This window comes from Streptomyces mobaraensis (genome assembly GCF_020099395.1).
Classification (GTDB): Bacteria; Actinomycetota; Actinomycetes; order Streptomycetales; family Streptomycetaceae; genus Streptomyces.
In genome coordinates this window covers 5,401,971-5,416,178 of sequence record NZ_CP083590.1, presented here as the reverse complement: position 1 = coordinate 5,416,178, position 14,208 = coordinate 5,401,971, and the positions used below count along the sequence as shown (strand labels likewise).

14 protein-coding genes and 1 CRISPR repeat array are annotated in these 14,208 nt (G+C 73.5%); of the genes, 8 read left to right on the top strand and 6 right to left on the bottom strand.

Annotated elements, in window-relative coordinates:
- Nucleotides 1-122: 122 nt before the first annotated feature.
- Nucleotides 123-3,179, bottom strand: coding sequence for a bifunctional [glutamine synthetase] adenylyltransferase/[glutamine synthetase]-adenylyl-L-tyrosine phosphorylase (locus K7I03_RS23850; protein WP_185940496.1), 3,057 nt, complete (start codon nt 3,177-3,179; stop codon nt 123-125).
- A 184-nt stretch (nt 3,180-3,363) separates the two neighbouring features.
- Between K7I03_RS23850 and K7I03_RS23845 the strand changes: the two genes are divergently transcribed.
- Nucleotides 3,364-4,203, top strand: coding sequence for a helix-turn-helix domain-containing protein (locus K7I03_RS23845; protein WP_185940497.1), 840 nt, complete (start codon nt 3,364-3,366; stop codon nt 4,201-4,203).
- Nucleotides 4,200-4,406 (top strand): DUF397 domain-containing protein, encoded by a 207-nt coding sequence (locus K7I03_RS23840; protein WP_185940498.1) that lies wholly within the window; start codon nt 4,200-4,202, stop codon nt 4,404-4,406. Before K7I03_RS23845 ends, K7I03_RS23840 begins: the two co-directional genes overlap by 4 nt.
- An 85-nt stretch (nt 4,407-4,491) precedes the next feature.
- Nucleotides 4,492-4,821: a CRISPR direct-repeat array (repeat unit 25 nt; unit sequence ATGGTCCCCGCGCACGCGGGGGTGG).
- 168 nt (nt 4,822-4,989) lie between these two features.
- Here the strand turns inward: K7I03_RS23840 and glnA are convergent.
- Entirely contained in the window at nt 4,990-6,351 is a 1,362-nt protein-coding gene (gene glnA, locus K7I03_RS23835; protein ID WP_099200781.1) for a type I glutamate--ammonia ligase, read from the bottom strand.
- Nucleotides 6,352-6,593: 242 nt separating this feature from the next.
- Between glnA and K7I03_RS23830 the strand changes: the two genes are divergently transcribed.
- On the top strand, nt 6,594-7,451 hold the full coding sequence (locus tag K7I03_RS23830) for a helix-turn-helix transcriptional regulator (RefSeq protein WP_185940499.1): 858 nt from the start codon (nt 6,594-6,596) through the stop codon (nt 7,449-7,451).
- Here K7I03_RS23830 and K7I03_RS23825 read toward each other — a convergent pair.
- Nucleotides 7,429-7,782, bottom strand: coding sequence for a MerR family transcriptional regulator (locus K7I03_RS23825; protein WP_185940500.1), 354 nt, complete (start codon nt 7,780-7,782; stop codon nt 7,429-7,431). The genes K7I03_RS23830 and K7I03_RS23825 overlap by 23 nt on opposite strands.
- 74 nt (nt 7,783-7,856) lie before the next feature.
- On the opposite strand from K7I03_RS23825, the gene K7I03_RS23820 reads away from it, so the two are divergent.
- The 5 genes from K7I03_RS23820 (at nt 7,857) to K7I03_RS23800 (ending at nt 11,457) form a co-directional block, all read left to right on the top strand.
- On the top strand, nt 7,857-8,789 hold the full coding sequence (locus K7I03_RS23820; RefSeq protein ID WP_185940501.1) for an aldo/keto reductase: 933 nt from the start codon (nt 7,857-7,859) through the stop codon (nt 8,787-8,789).
- Nucleotides 8,786-9,229, top strand: coding sequence for a nitroreductase/quinone reductase family protein (locus tag K7I03_RS23815; RefSeq protein WP_224347189.1), 444 nt, complete (start codon nt 8,786-8,788; stop codon nt 9,227-9,229). Before K7I03_RS23820 ends, K7I03_RS23815 begins: the two co-directional genes overlap by 4 nt.
- A gap of 112 nt (nt 9,230-9,341) precedes the next feature.
- Nucleotides 9,342-10,106, top strand: a complete 765-nt coding sequence (locus K7I03_RS23810) for a hypothetical protein (protein WP_224347188.1) — start codon at nt 9,342-9,344, stop codon at nt 10,104-10,106.
- A complete protein-coding gene (locus tag K7I03_RS23805; RefSeq protein WP_185940502.1) occupies nt 10,103-10,786 on the top strand; it encodes a DUF4166 domain-containing protein in 684 nt (227 codons plus the stop codon). Before K7I03_RS23810 ends, K7I03_RS23805 begins: the two co-directional genes overlap by 4 nt.
- The gene (locus K7I03_RS23800) at nt 10,783-11,457 is read left to right on the top strand and encodes a TetR/AcrR family transcriptional regulator (RefSeq protein WP_185940503.1); all 675 of its coding nucleotides are present in this window, start codon (nt 10,783-10,785) and stop codon (nt 11,455-11,457) included. The genes K7I03_RS23805 and K7I03_RS23800 overlap by 4 nt, the downstream gene beginning before the upstream one ends.
- A gap of 175 nt (nt 11,458-11,632) precedes the next feature.
- Here K7I03_RS23800 and K7I03_RS23795 read toward each other — a convergent pair whose 3' ends face one another.
- From K7I03_RS23795 to K7I03_RS23785, 3 genes are all read right to left on the bottom strand, one after another.
- Nucleotides 11,633-12,073 carry a cupin domain-containing protein gene (locus K7I03_RS23795; protein WP_185940504.1) on the bottom strand — a complete coding sequence of 147 codons (441 nt, stop codon included), beginning with the start codon at nt 12,071-12,073 and terminating at the stop codon, nt 11,633-11,635.
- A gap of 82 nt (nt 12,074-12,155) precedes the next feature.
- On the bottom strand, nt 12,156-13,379 hold the full coding sequence (locus K7I03_RS23790; RefSeq protein WP_185940505.1) for a glycosyltransferase: 1,224 nt from the start codon (nt 13,377-13,379) through the stop codon (nt 12,156-12,158).
- Nucleotides 13,376-14,164, bottom strand: coding sequence for a MerR family transcriptional regulator (locus K7I03_RS23785; RefSeq protein ID WP_185940506.1), 789 nt, complete (start codon nt 14,162-14,164; stop codon nt 13,376-13,378). Before K7I03_RS23785 ends, K7I03_RS23790 begins: the two co-directional genes overlap by 4 nt.
- Between the last annotated feature and the right edge of the window lie 44 nt (nt 14,165-14,208).

Below are 14,208 nucleotides of genomic sequence, written 5' to 3'. Positions count from 1 at the left end.
ATCAGCCCGTCCGGCGTTTGAGGACGAGCGGCGAAGCCGCGATCAGCGGGGTCTGGGGCGCAGCCCTAGGAATCGGCGAATGGGGGTGCCCCCTCTGGGGGAGGGACCGGGGCACACACTCCCTACCCCCCATAAAACCGCTCCTCGACCACCGCCCGAGCCCGCCGCGTGACCCGCCGGTAATCGTCGAGCATGTCCCCGACATGCCCCGGCTCGTACCCCAGATACCGTCCCACCGCCGCCAACTCCCGAGGATCACCCGGAAACGTATCCCCGGGCCTCCCGCGCACCAACATCACCGCATTCCGCACGCACGTCGCGAGCACCCACGCCTCGTCGAGAATGCGGGTCTCCTCGGAGTCCAGGAGCCCCGCCGCGCACGCCGCCGCGAGGGCCTCGCGTGTACGCGTCGTACGCAGCCGCGGCTCCGCGTGCCCGTGCCGCATCTGCAACAGCTGGATGGTCCACTCCACATCGGAAAGCCCCCCACGCCCCAGCTTGGTGTGCGTGGTCCGATCGGCGCCCCGAGGCAACCGTTCCGTCTCCATCCGGGCCTTGAGCCGCCGGATCTCCCGAACGGCGTCCTCGGACAGTCCTTCCGCCGGATACCGCAGCGGATCGATCAATTCCACGAACCGCCGTCCGAGCTCGGCGTCACCGGCGACCGGTTCGGCCCGCAGCAGCGCCTGGCTCTCCCAGACCAGCGACCACCGCCGGTAGTAGGCGGCATAGGACGCGAGACTGCGCACCAGCGGCCCCGATTTCCCCTCCGGCCGCAGATCCGCGTCGATGAGCAACGGCGGATCGGTCGTCGGGAGTTGCAGCAGCCGCCGCATCTCGTTCGCGACCGCGAAGGCGGCCTTCGCGGCCTCCTCGTCGCCGACGCCGTCCCGGGGCTCGTGCACGAGCAGGACGTCCGCGTCGGACCCGTACCCCTGCTCGCGTCCCCCGAAGCGTCCCATGCCGATCACGGCGAACCGCGTGGGCAGGGTGTCGCCCCACTCCGCGCGGACGGCGGCGCGCAGGGCGCCGGCCAGGGCGGCGGCGTTGAGGTCGGAGACGGACCGGCCGACGAGGTCGCAGCGGGCGCCGTGGTCGCGGGCGCCGGCTTCCGGCGCGGGCGCGCCGGGGCGTCCGTAGGCACCCACGATGTCGGCCGCGGCCGTACGGAACAGCTCCCGCCGCCGTACCCCGCGCACGGCGACGATCGCCTTCTCCGCGTCCTCGGCCCGGCCCACGGCCGCCAGCGTCTCCTGTTCCAGCGCCTCGCGGTCGCGCGGCCGCAGCCCTTCGGGGGCGCCGAGCAGGGCGACCGCCTCGGGGGCGCGCAGCAGCAGGTCGGGGGCGAGCCGCCCGGCGGACAGGACGCGGGCGAGGTTCTCCGCGGCGGCGCCCTCGTCGCGCAGCAGCCGCAGGTACCAGGGCGTCTTGCCCAACGCGTCCGACACCTTGTGGAAGTTGAGCAGTCCCGCGTCGGGGTCGGAGGAGTCCGCGAACCAGCCCAGCAGCACGGGCAGCAGCGTACGCTGGATCGCCGCCTTCCGGGTCACTCCCGAGGCAAGCGCCTCCAGATGGCGGAGCGCGGCGGCGGGATCGGCGTATCCGAGCGCGCCGAGGCGCTGGCCGGCGGCCTTGGGGCTGAGCCGGATCTCGCCCGGTTCGAGCTGGGCGACGGCGTCCAGCAGCGGCCGGTAGAACAGCTTCTCGTGCAGCCGCCGCACCTCACGCGCGTGCCGCCGCCACTCCTTGCCCAGTTCGGCGACGGGTTCCGTCCGGAAACCCAACGACCGGCCCAAGCGCCGCTGTTCGGCCTCGCCCTCGGGCACCAGGTGCGTACGCCGCAGCCGGTGCAGCTGGATGCGGTGTTCCATGGCGCGCAGGAAGCGGTAGGCGGCGTCCAGCGCGGCGGCGTCGGCCCGTCCCACGTAGCCGCCGGCGGCGAGCGCGGCCAGCGCGTCGAGGGTGCCGCCGCTGCGCAGCGTGGCGTCGCTGCGGCCGTGGACGAGCTGGAGCAGCTGGACGGCGAACTCGACGTCCCGCAGCCCCCCGGGCCCGAGTTTGAGTTCGCGGTCGAGCCGGTCGGCGGGGATGGAGGCGACGACGCGGCGGCGCATCTGCTGCACGTCGGGGACGAAGTTCTCGCGCTCGGCGGCCTGCCAGACGAGCGGCGAGACGGCGTCCGCGTACTCCTGCCCGAGCGCGGGGTCGCCGGCCACCGGCCGCGCCTTGAGCAGCGCCTGGAACTCCCAGGTCTTCGCCCACCGCTGGTAGTACGCGAGATGGCTGCTGAGCGTGCGCACCAGGGGACCGTTGCGGCCCTCGGGGCGGAGGTTGGCGTCGACGGGCCAGATGGTGCCCTCGGGGGTGATGTCCGAGCAGACCCGCATCATGCGGGAGGCGAGCCGGGTGGCGGCCCGCAGCGCCGTCCCCTCGGGGGTGTCGCCGCGCGGCTCGGCGACGAAGACGACGTCCACGTCCGAGACGTAGTTGAGCTCGTGGCCGCCGCACTTGCCCATGCCGATGACGGCGAGCCGGCAGGCCGCCGCGTCATCGGGGTGCTCGTCGGAGGCGATGGCGAGGGCCGCGCGGAGGGTGGCGGTGGCCAGGTCGGCGAGTTCGGCGGCGGTCTCGGCGACGTCGGTGGTGCCGGTGACGTCCCGGGCGGCGACGGTGAGCAGGCAGCGGCGGTAGGCGGCGCGCAGCGCGTCGGACGGCGTCAGCCCGGCCTCCCGCCCCGCTTCCACGCCCTCGGCGAGGGCCCGTTCGAACTCCTCGGTGCCGGGGTGCAGGTCGGCGCGCTCGAACGTGACGAGCGCGTGCCAGTCGCCGGGGTGCCGCGCGAGGTGGTCCCCGAGCGCCTCGGACGCGCCGAGCACGCCGAGCAGCCGGTCCCGCAGGGGCTTGGCGGTGACGACGGTGTCGAGCAGCGCCTGCCGTTCGGCCGACCCGCGCTTCGCCTCCAGTGACTCGGCGAGCCGGACCAGTCCGAGCAGCGCGAGATCGGGGTCGGCGGTCGCGCCGAGCGCGTCCAGGAACACGGGGTCGTCGCGGAGCGCCGCCAGCCCGTCGGCGTCGTCCAGCAGCCGCTCGGCGGCGGCCGGATCCGCGAACCCGCTCCGCACCAGCCGGGTGTACGTACTGCCGCGCCGGCTCTCGGGCCGCCCGTCCGGCACTGTCATCCCATCGCCCCATCGCCTCCGACTGACCATGCCCGGTCAAGGCCCGGTCTCCAGCGTATCGACAGGGCCGTCCGCGCGGGGCACGGCACCCACCCCCCGATCGGTGCGGAATCCCCCGTTCCCCCCACCGCCCGCGACCGCGACTGCCACGCTGACCGACCAGTGCTACGCGGAGGTGGACGCGATGAGTGACAAGAACGGCTGGGAGCTCGACCCCGAGGACGATTCCGTGGTGCTGGTCGCCGCGGTGGGACGGCAGCTGAAGCTGTGGCGGGAAGCGGCGGGGATGGACGCGGCCGAGCTGGCGGCGGCCATCGGCTACAGCAGGGATCTGGTCTACAAGGTGGAGCGGGGCCTGCGCGTCCCCCAGCCGGACTACCTGGAGCGGGCCGACGAGGTCCTGGAGGCGGGCGGAAAGCTCGCCGCCCTGCGGAAGGACCTGGCGGAGGCGCGCTACCCGAAGAAGGTCCGGGACATCGCGAAGCTGGAGCGGGAGGCGGTCGAGCTGGGCTCGTACAACAACTCGGTCATCGACGGGCTCTTGCAGACGGAGGCCTACGCGCGGGCGGTGTTCGGCAGCTGTCGGCCGCCGTTCAGCGAGGCGGAGATCGAGCGGTACGTCGCCGCGCGCATGGCCCGCCAGGAAATCGTCGACGCCTCAGCGGCCGAGCCGGTCTTCAGCTACGTGATGTGCGAGGCCGCGCTGCGCCGCCCCCTTGGGGGCAGAATGGTGATGCGCCGACAGCTCGAACACCTTGTGGAGGCCGGTCACTTGCGGAACGTCGAGCTCCAGGTTCTACCCCTGGCGCTTGAGGAGAACTCGGGCCTTGACGGCCCGTTCCGGCTGCTGAAGCTCATGGACGGCACGATGGTCGGACTCGGCGGGGTGCAGCTCTTCAGTCATGTGATCACGGACCACAAGCAAGTACAGGCCCTTGACCTGCTGTACGGAGTCATCCGGGCTCAGGCTCTCAGCCCACAGAAGTCACTTGCCTTCATCGAGAAAGTACTGGGAGAGACATGAAACTCAATGCCTCGGCTGAAAACGGTTCAGCGACGGGATGGATAAAGAGCAGCCACAGCGGCGCGAACGAGCCCTCGTGCGTCGAGGTGGCAGCGACCCCCGGCGTGGTCCGCGTGCGCGACTCCAAGAAGGAGGAAGGACCGTCCGTCGCGTTCCCGGCGGGGGCGTGGATCTCCTTCATGGGATTCGCTTCCGGCGGGTGACTCCACGGCTACCCGGGGGGGGAGCGGCCCTGAGGAAGTAAAGGAAAAAGCCGTCGCCCCCCAGGAATGATGCAGGTCACGAAGTATGCTCCCCGCGCACGCGGGGGTGGTCCGGACTCGCTTCCCCGGCGGGCCCGTTTCCGAGGATGGTCCCCGCGCACGCGGGGGTGGTCCTCCACGGGGCGCCCATCTTGACCTTGATCTCGGATGGTCCCCGCGCACGCGGGGGTGGTCCCCGGCCACAGTGCCCGCAGCGACAGGAGCGGCGATGGTCCCCGCGCACGCGGGGGTGGTCCGAGGATGATGTCGGCTTCGGGCGTCTCCACCAAATGGTCCCCGCGCACGCGGGGGTGGTCCGGTCGACAAGGTCACCCATGCCCGCCTCAAGGCATGGTCCCCGCGCACGCGGGGGTGGCCCGCGCCCCTGGAGCGACATCACCGGCACGCCGGAATGGTCTCCGCACACGCGGAGGAACCCCCGGCGTCACCACCCCAGCCCACAACCAAAGCGCGGGGCCCGCAGCCGACAACCGCGGGCCCCACCGCGCCCCTTGAGGCAGGAGACCCCGCCCGCCCCGCAGGGCTAAAGCACCGGCAGCATCTTCCGCAGCTCGAACGCCGTGACCTCCGACCGGTACTCCTCCCACTCCTGCTTCTTGTTGCGCAGGAAGAAGTCGAAGACGTGCTCGCCGAGCGTCTCCGCGACGAGCTCGCTCCGCTCCATCAGCTCGATGGCCTCGCCGAGGTTCTGCGGGAGGGGTTCGATGCCCATGGCGCGGCGTTCGGCGTCGGAGAGGGCCCAGACGTCGTCGTCGGCGCCGGCGGGGAGTTCGTAGCCTTCCTCGATGCCCTTGAGGCCGGCGGCCAGGAGGACCGCGTACGTCAGGTACGGGTTGGCGCCGGAGTCGATGGAGCGGACCTCGACGCGCGTGGAGCCGGTCTTGCCGGGCTTGTACATGGGGACGCGGATGAGGGCGGAGCGGTTGTTGTGGCCCCAGCAGATGTAGGAGGGGGCCTCGCCGCCGGCGCCGGCGGTGCGCTGGGAGCCGCCCCAGATGCGCTTGTACGAGTTGACCCACTGGTTGGTGACGGCGGAGGTCTCGGCCGCGTGCCGGAGGAGGCCGGCGATGAAGGAGCGGCCGACCTTGGAGAGCTGGTACTCGGCGCCGGACTCGTGGAAGGCGTTGCGGTCGCCCTCGAAGAGGGAGAGGTGGGTGTGCATGCCGGAGCCCGGGTACTCGGAGAAGGGCTTCGGCATGAACGTCGCGTGCACGCCCTGCTCCAGCGCCACCTGCTTCATGACCAGGCGGAAGGTCATGATGTTGTCGGCCGTGGAGAGCGCGTCGGCGTAGCGCAGGTCGATCTCCTGCTGGCCGGGGGCGCCCTCGTGGTGGCTGAACTCGACCGAGATGCCCATGGATTCGAGCATGGTGATGGCCTGGCGGCGGAAGTCCATGCCCACGTTCTGCGGGGTGTGGTCGAAGTAGCCGGAGGAGTCGGCGGGCACCGGGCGGGTGCCGTCCACCGGCTTGTCCTTGAGCAGGAAGAACTCGATCTCGGGGTGGGTGTAGAAGGTGAAGCCGAGGTCGGAGGTCTTGGCGAGGATCCGCTTGAGGACGTAGCGGGGGTCCGCGTACGACGGGGAGCCGTCCGGCATCAGGATGTCGCAGAACATCCGGGCGGTGCCGGGGGCCTCGGCGCGCCAGGGGAGGATCTGGAAGGTACCCGGATCCGGCTTGGCGATCATGTCGGATTCGTACACCCGAGCGAATCCCTCGATCGCGGAGCCGTCGAACCCGATGCCCTCGTCGAACGCCTGCTCAAGCTCCGCCGGGGCGACGGCGACCGACTTCAGGTAGCCGAGCACATCGGTGAACCACAGCCGCACAAAGCGGATGTCGCGCTCCTCGAGGGTGCGGAGCACGAACTCCTGCTGCTTATCCATAGCTACCTATCCTCGCTGGTCAGGCCGTCCGCTCCCGGCCGCGGGGGAGGCCGGGGCACATCAGCATCCCACCACACGATTTCGCACGCGTTGCGCCCGGGCGTCCCGCGGTGGTCGGTTCCATTGTCGGTGCCGCGGAAGACCGGCGCAGGGGGTGGGCCCTCGAAGGCCCCCGGAGTCCGGCCGCGGCCCGTCCCCGTACACCCGTTCACCCCCCGGTGATCCTCTTGTACGCTCCTCGCGTGCCGAGCACCGGGCGGGCGGGCCGCTCACGGGTCACGGCGTGGCGCCCGGGGGTCGGGGGCGTCGCGGAGGTCCTGCACGCCCGCTTCTTCGAGCACGCGTACCCCATGCACACCCACGACACCTGGTCGCTGCTCATCGTGGACGACGGCATGGTCCGCTACGACCTCGAACACGACGAGCACGGAGCACTCCACCACCAGGTGACCCTGCTGCCCCCGCACATACCGCACAGCGGCTCCCCGGCGACGCCCGGCGGCTTCCGCAAGCGGGTGCTGTACCTCGGCGCGGACGTGCTGGGCGAGCAGCACATCGGCGCCGCGGTGGACCGGCCGACGCTGGCCGACCCCCTGCTGCGCCACCGCGTCCACCAGCTGCACACGGCCCTGGCCGAGCCCGGCGGAGAGCTGGAGGCGGAGAGCCGGCTGGCGTTCGTCGCCGAGCGGCTGGTGCGCCATCTGGACCTGCGGTCCGCGCCCCGGCCCGGCGCCCGGCCCGCGCCGGGCGGACGCGACGCGGCCGTCCTCGCGGACCGGCTGCGGCAACTGCTCGACGCCCGCGTCGTGGAGGGGCTGACGCTGCGGGAGGCGGCGGCCCGGCTGCACGCCCATCCGACGCGTCTGGTGCGGACGTTCAGCCGGGCGTTCGGCATCGCCCCGCACCAGTACCTCACCGCGCGCCGCGTCGACCGGGCGCGCCGGATGCTGCTGGACGGAATGCCGCCGAGCACGGTGGCGGCGGCGGCCGGGTTCTACGACCAGTCGCATCTGACGCGGCACTTCAAGCGGATCGTGGGGATGGCGCCGGGCCGGTACGCGGCGGGGGCCGCCGTCCTCAGCCGGCCGCGGCCTCCGTGACCGCGAGGATCGCCGCCAGCCCGGCCCGGTTCTCCTCCAGCTCGGCGATGCGCTCCTCCATGCCGCGCAGCTGCTCCCGGAGCCGGTCGCTCACGCACGGGTGCACGAACAGCCCGTCCCCCTCCACGCAGGGCAGCACCTCGCGGATGACGCGCGTGGGCAGCCCCGCGTCGAGCAGCGCCCGGATCCGGCGGACCGCCAGGGGCGCCTCCGGCCCGTACGAGCGGTGGCCGCCGGGCGTGCGGACGGAGGTGAGCAGGTCCTGCTCCTCGTAGTAGCGCAGCAGCCGGACGCTGACTCCGGTGGCCGCCGACAGTTCTCCGATCTTCATGGATGGTGATCCCCCTCACAGTGCCGGGTTCCAGCTTGAAGCTCACACATGTGTGAGCTTCTAACTTCTCCGGCATGCAGCAGAACACAGCGCACACCACGGCTCCCATCCACCCCCCGGTCCACGCCATCGGCGACGACCTCGTCGTGCCGCGCATGGGCTACGGCGCCATGCGCCTCGCCGGCCGTCCCGATGAGCGGCGCGGCTTCACGGCCCCGATCTGGACGGCCCCCACCGACCGGGCGGAGACCATCGCCCTGCTCCGGCGGGCGGTCGAGCTGGGGATCCGCTTCTTCGACACGGCGGACGCGTACGCGCTGGGCGAGAACGAGAAGGTGGTGGCCGAGGCGCTCCGCCCGTTCGCCGGCGAGGTGATGATCGCCACCAAGGCGGGCGTGGTCCGGCCCTCCCCCACCGAGTGGGTCACCCACGGCCACCCCGCCTACCTGCGGCAGCAGGCCGAGCTGAGCCTGCGCCGGCTGGGCACCGAGCGCATCGACCTGTTCCAGCTCCACCGCGTCGACCCCGCGTACCCGCTGGCCGACCAGGTCGGCGCCCTGAAGCAGCTCCAGGACGAGGGCAAGGTCCGGCACATCGGACTGTCGGAGGTGACCGTCGAGCAGGTGCGGGAGGCGTCCGCCATCGTCCCCATCCGTACCGTCCAGAACCTCTACAACCTCGGCGAGCGCGGACACGACCCCGTCGTCGACTACGCCGCCGGGCACGGGATCGCGTTCCTGCCCTTCTGGCCCATCGCGATGGGCGAGCACGCGGGGCCGGACAGCCCCGTGACGGTGGTGGCGGCCGTGGCGCGGGAGCTCGGGGCGACCCCGGCGCAGACGGCCCTGGCCTGGCTGCTGCACCGCTCGCCGACGATGATCCCGATCCCCGGCACCTCGTCCCCCGAGCACCTGGCGGAGAACCGGGACGCGCTGGACCTGCGCCTCACCGCCGAGCAGTACGCCCGCATCGACCGGGCCACGGCCCAGGCGGCCCCGGCATCGTGAACGGCAACCCCGGCATCGTGAACAGCAACCCCTTCAACCTGCGGGTGATCGAGGAGTTCCGCGCCAACGGGGGCGTGGTGGGCGGCGAGTTCGCCGGTACGCCGCTGCTCCTGCTCACCACCCGGGGCGCCCGCAGCGGTGAACTCCGCACCACACCCCTGGTGTACCTGCCGGACGCCGACGGCCGCCCGCACGTCTTCGCCCTCAACGGCGGCGCGCCGGTGGCCCCCGCCTGGTACCACAACCTCCGCGCCCGCCCGGAGTCGCTCCGCGTCGAGCTGGGCGGCGACGCCTTCCCCGCCCGGCCGGTGGAGGTGTCGGACCCGGCGGAGTACGACGAGCTGTGGCGGCGGCAGGTCGCGGCCGAGCCGAAGTTCGCGGGGTTCCGGGAACGGGCGGGGCGGGCGATTCCCGTGGTGCGGCTGGAGCGGCGGGGGTAGCGCGGGATATCGCAGGACTGCGGGGCAGCCCCCAGGGTTTGAGCGACTGCTCAAAACGCCGTACTCTGCGTTTTGAGCAGTCGCTCAAACCATCGCTCCGGGGGGACATTTGATGGGCCTGTACATCGAGGCGCTGATCCGCGCCGATCCCGACGACCTGTGGGACCGCACACAGCAGCCCGCGCGGCACCGCCGCTGGGACCTGCGGTTCACCGAGATCGACTACCTGCCGTGCGCACCGGGCGAGCCGCAGCGCTTCCGGTACGCCACGCGCGTCCTGCCGTTCCTGACGGTCTCCGGCGTCGGGGTCGCCGCCGGGGAGCGGCACCGCCCCGACGGCACCCGGACCTCCGCGCTCCGGTTCTCCTCGCGCCATCCGCTCTCGCTCCTCAAGGAGGGCCGCGGCTACTGGCGTTACGTCCCGACGGACGACGGCGTCCGCTTCCTGACGGGGTACGACTACCGGGTGCGGTGGGGCCGTTGGGGACGGCCGGCCGACCGGCTCGTCCTCCGGCCGCTGATGGGCTGGGCCACGGCCTGGTCCTTCGACCGGCTGCGGCTGTGGTGCGAGCGCGGCATCCCGCCGGAGCGGTCGCTGCGGTACGCGCTCGGCGAGTCCGCCGTCCGCCTGCTGGCCGTCGTCGCGGTCGCGAAGACCGCCCCGGCGGCCGGCCCGGCCGCCGCGGCGCTCGCGCTGCTGCTGCCGCCCTCGCCGGTGACCCCGGCCGCCCGGCGCTGCCTGCGCCGCCCGCCCGGACGCGCACGGACGGCACCGCCGGCCCTGCTCGCCACCCTGCCGGACGCCGCCACCGCCATGTCCCCTGCCGCCATGTCCCCTGCCGTCACCGCCACCATCACCGTCCCGGAGCCGTCATGACCTCGATCTTCCAGCGCGCCCTCGGGGCCGACTTCGACCGGCTCCACCCGCAGATCCGGCGGCGCTTCTCCGTGGGCCTCGACAGCGGTACGGCCTGCGTCGGGCGCGGCACGATGGACCGCGTCCGGCACGGCCGGGGGTTCGTCCGGCCGTTCCTCGCGCTGGGCGGCACCCGCAACATCCTCGTCCCGCGGGCCGGGCGCGACGTGCCGTTCACCATCGAGAACGTTCCCTACCGGGACTCGTACGGACGCGAGACCGTCACCTTCGTCCGGACCTTCTCCTTTCCCGGCGGCGACCGGCGGCGGTTCGACGCCACCATGATCTGGAGCCCCGAGCGCGGCTGCGTCGTCGACTACCTCGGCACCCACCAGCACCTCGCCACCGACCTGCACTTCTCGGCGGACGCCGACGGGTCGCTGGTCATCCGGTCCGGCGAACACCGCTTCCGCGAGGGGCCGGTGGACGTCCGCGTCCCGGACCTCGTCGCCGGCGACGCGGTGGTGCGCGAGTCGTACGACGACGCGGCGGGGTGCTTCCGGATCCGGGTGGCCGTCACCAACCGGCGGTTCGGCCCGCTCTTCGGCTACACAGGCTCCTTCACCGCGGACTACGCGGACGTACGGGAGCACGGCGTCAGACGGGGACTACGGCCGGTGCGCGAGGAGGCGCGGGTATGAGCCGGGGTACGAGGTCGGGCTCGGACGCGGGCACGGACACCCGCGCCAAACTGCTGGACGCCGCCCTGCGCACCCTCGCCGAACAGGGCATCGCCAAGGTCTCCGCGCGGAGCATCGCCGCCACGGCCGGAGTGAACCAGGCCCTGGTCTTCTACCACTTCGGCAGCGTCGACGAACTGCTCTCCACCGCCTGCCGGCACGGCGCCGAGCAGCGGGTCGCCCGCTACCGGGACCGGCTGGACCGGGTCCGCACCCTCTCCGAACTCCTGGAACTGGGCCGCGAACTGCACGCGGTCGAGCGCGCCGAGGGGAACGTGGCCGTCCTCGCGCAGTTGCTGGCCGGGGCGCAGAACCAGCCGCGGCTCGCCCCGGCCACCGCGGCGGGCCTCGCCCTCTGGATCGACGAGATCGAGCGGGTGCTGGTCAGGGTCCTGGCGGACACACCGCTCGCCGGTTTCGTCGACTCCCCCGGGCTGGCACGCGCGGTCGCGTCCGCCTTCGTCGGCCTGGAACTGTACGAGGGCGTGGACGCGGACGGCGCCCTGCGCGCGCTGGACGCGCTGGACCAGCTCTCCGGGCTGGTGTCCGTCCTGGAGGGCCTGGGCCCGGTCGCCCAACGGGCGGTCCGCGCCCGCTTGCGGCGCGGCGCGGGGGGCCGGGGGCGGGGGTGACACGCGGGGGGCCGGGGGCGGGGGTGACACGCGGGCGGCCGGGGACGGGCGGCACGCCGAACGCGGCCCCGGCCCCTCAACCGGCCCCGTGCCCCCCCGGCCCCTCAACCGGCCCCGTGCCCCCCGGCCCCTCATCCGCCCCGGGTGCCCCCGGGCATCGGCCACCCACGTCCCGTCACCCGGCGGCGCCTCCGCCCCCGCCGGCGTCCCCGTCCGCCTCCCCGTCCCCATCCCCGTCCCCATCCCCATCGCCGTCCTCGACCCGGTACCCCGGCACGGACGGCCACCGCACCGTCAGCACCACCGACTCCTCCTCCGCGCGCCAGGAGTGGTCGACCCCCTCGCCCCACACCACGTAGTCCCCCTGCTCGCTCAACAGCACGCTGCGTCCGGGGAGTTCCACCCGGAAGCGGCCGCTGATGAGCACCAGCAGGGCGGTACGGGCCTCGCCGGTGACCCAGCGGGCGCGCTCGTCGCCGGGCGGGTGGACGCCCCACTTGATCTCCACCGCCTCGCTGTGGCGGGGGTCGGAGACGTCCTTGAAGTGACCGAGCAGCCAGCCCCGGTCGAGGGCCGCGTCCTTGCCAGCGTTGCCCACGTACACCGTGTCGTTCATGGTTCGGGACCGTATCAGCAGGTCAGGAACCGTATCGGCAGGTCCGGGGCCGTATCGCCAGGCCCGGGACAGCGTCGGCAGGTCAGGGGCGTTCTCCCAGGGACGCCACGATCTCGGCCGCCCGGCCCGCGCCGTCCTCCTCCGCGACGCGGGCCGCCAGCCGGCGGGCCGCGTCCGCGTACGGCCGTTCCGTCGCCGCCCGGACCAGCGCGCCGGCCAGCCCCTCCGCCGTGAGCTTCCGGAAGGGGACGGCGGCCGGGGCGGCGCCCAGGGCGACCAGGCGGGCGGCCCAGAAGGGCTGGTCCGCCATGACCGGGACCGGGACGGACGGGACGCCCGCGCGCAGGGTGGCGGCCGTGGTGCCCGCGCCCGCGTGGTGGACGACGGCCGCCACGCGCGGGAACAGCAGCTCGTGGGGCACGTCCCCGATCGTCAGGACGTCGTCCGCGTCGGTGGCCAGGCCCGCGCTGCCGGACTGCAGGACGCCGCGGAGGCCCGCGCGGCGCAGCGCGTCCACGACGAGGGCGCTCAGCCGCTCGCGGTCACCGGCGGGCATGCTGCCGAAGCCGACGAAGGCCGGGGGCGGGCCCGCGGCCAGGAAGTCCTCCAGGACGGCCGGGAGCCGGTCGGCGTCCCGGTGCGGCCACCAGGTTCCCGTCACCGTGTGGCGCGGGTGCCAGTCCGACGGGCGCTCGACCAGGGCCTCGCTGAAGCCGTACAGCACCGGCCGGTCCGACTCCTCCTGCCTGCGGCGGACGGCGGCCTGCTCGGCCGGCGGCAGGCCGAGCTCCGCGCGCAGCGTCCGGGCGGCGCCGGCGAAGAGGCGGTCCGTCACCCGCAGGGAGAACCGGCCGACGGCCCGGTTCCCCCACCGGCCCAGCGAGCGGGTGCCGCTCACGACGGGCGGGAAGTCGCCGGTGGGGGCGTTGGGCGTGAGGTGGACGTCCAGGCTGCGGATGCCGGTGGCCTCGGCCAGGTGCCAGCCGAGCGGGGCGGTGGTGGTGGAGAGCAGCAGCAGGTCCGCGCCGCCCCCGGCCCCGGTGACGGCCTCCGCCATTCCCTGCCCCAGCCGGGCGGCGAACGCGGCCGCGGCGCTCATCAGCTGGCGCTTCCCCTCGGCCTGGCCCCCGGTGCGCGGGTCGGCCGGGAGCGAGCGGAACGAGAGTCCGGCGGCGCGCACCAGCGGGGCGAAGAGCTCGTCCGTGGCCACGGTGACGTCATGGCCGTCCGCGCGCAGGCGGGCGCCGAGGCCGGTGTACGGCGCGACGTCGCCGCGCGAACCGGCCGCGGTGATCAGGATCCTCACCGCGCCTCCTCCTCGGCCCCGTGCCGGGCGGCGTTGGCGCGGACGGCCGTCCGCACGTACGCGGCCAGGCCCGGCCGCTGTTCGGAGGGCGGCACCAGCAGGGCGAACGCGCGCGGGTCGGTGGCGAAGTCGTCGGCGACGCGGACGTGCGTCTCGGGCGGGCAGGACATGAACCAGCGGTCGAGGTGTCCCCGGTGCGCCTCGGCCAGGTCCATGGCCCGCGTGCCGTCCGCGGGCTCACCGGCGTCGAAGACGGCGCACAGCTCCCGCCGCCACTCCGTCATTTCGCTCATGATGGCCCGCCAGTCGTCCTTGCTGTGGGCGGCGGCGCTGGCCAGGGACTGCCGGTGCTTGTCGCTGTCCCGCCATTTGAGGGCGGCCTCGGTGGCGTAGCTCAGGTCGAAGGCCACCTCGCCGAACACGTCGAAGCGCTCGCCCGGCGTCAGCGCGACACCGGTCTCCTGCACCTCCATCGCCCGCTCGGCGACCTCCACCAGCCGCCGCAGCCGGCCGATCTGCTCGCTGAGCAGCTTGTGCCGGGCACGCAGCTGGTCGATGGCGTTGGCCTGGGGGTTCTCCAGGATGGCGGCGATCTCCTCCAGGGAGAAGCCGAGTTCCCGGTAGAACAGGATCTGCTGGAGGCGGGCCAGGTCGGCCTCGCTGTAGAGCCGGTAGCCGGCCGCGCTGCGCTCACTGGGGCTGAGCAACCCGGTGCGGTCGTAGTGGTGGAGGGTTCGCACGGTGACGCCGGCGAAGCCCGAGACCTGTCCGACGGTGTACGTCATGGGGTCCTGCCTTTCGTCGCGCCTCAGCCTGCGGCCTGACGTGG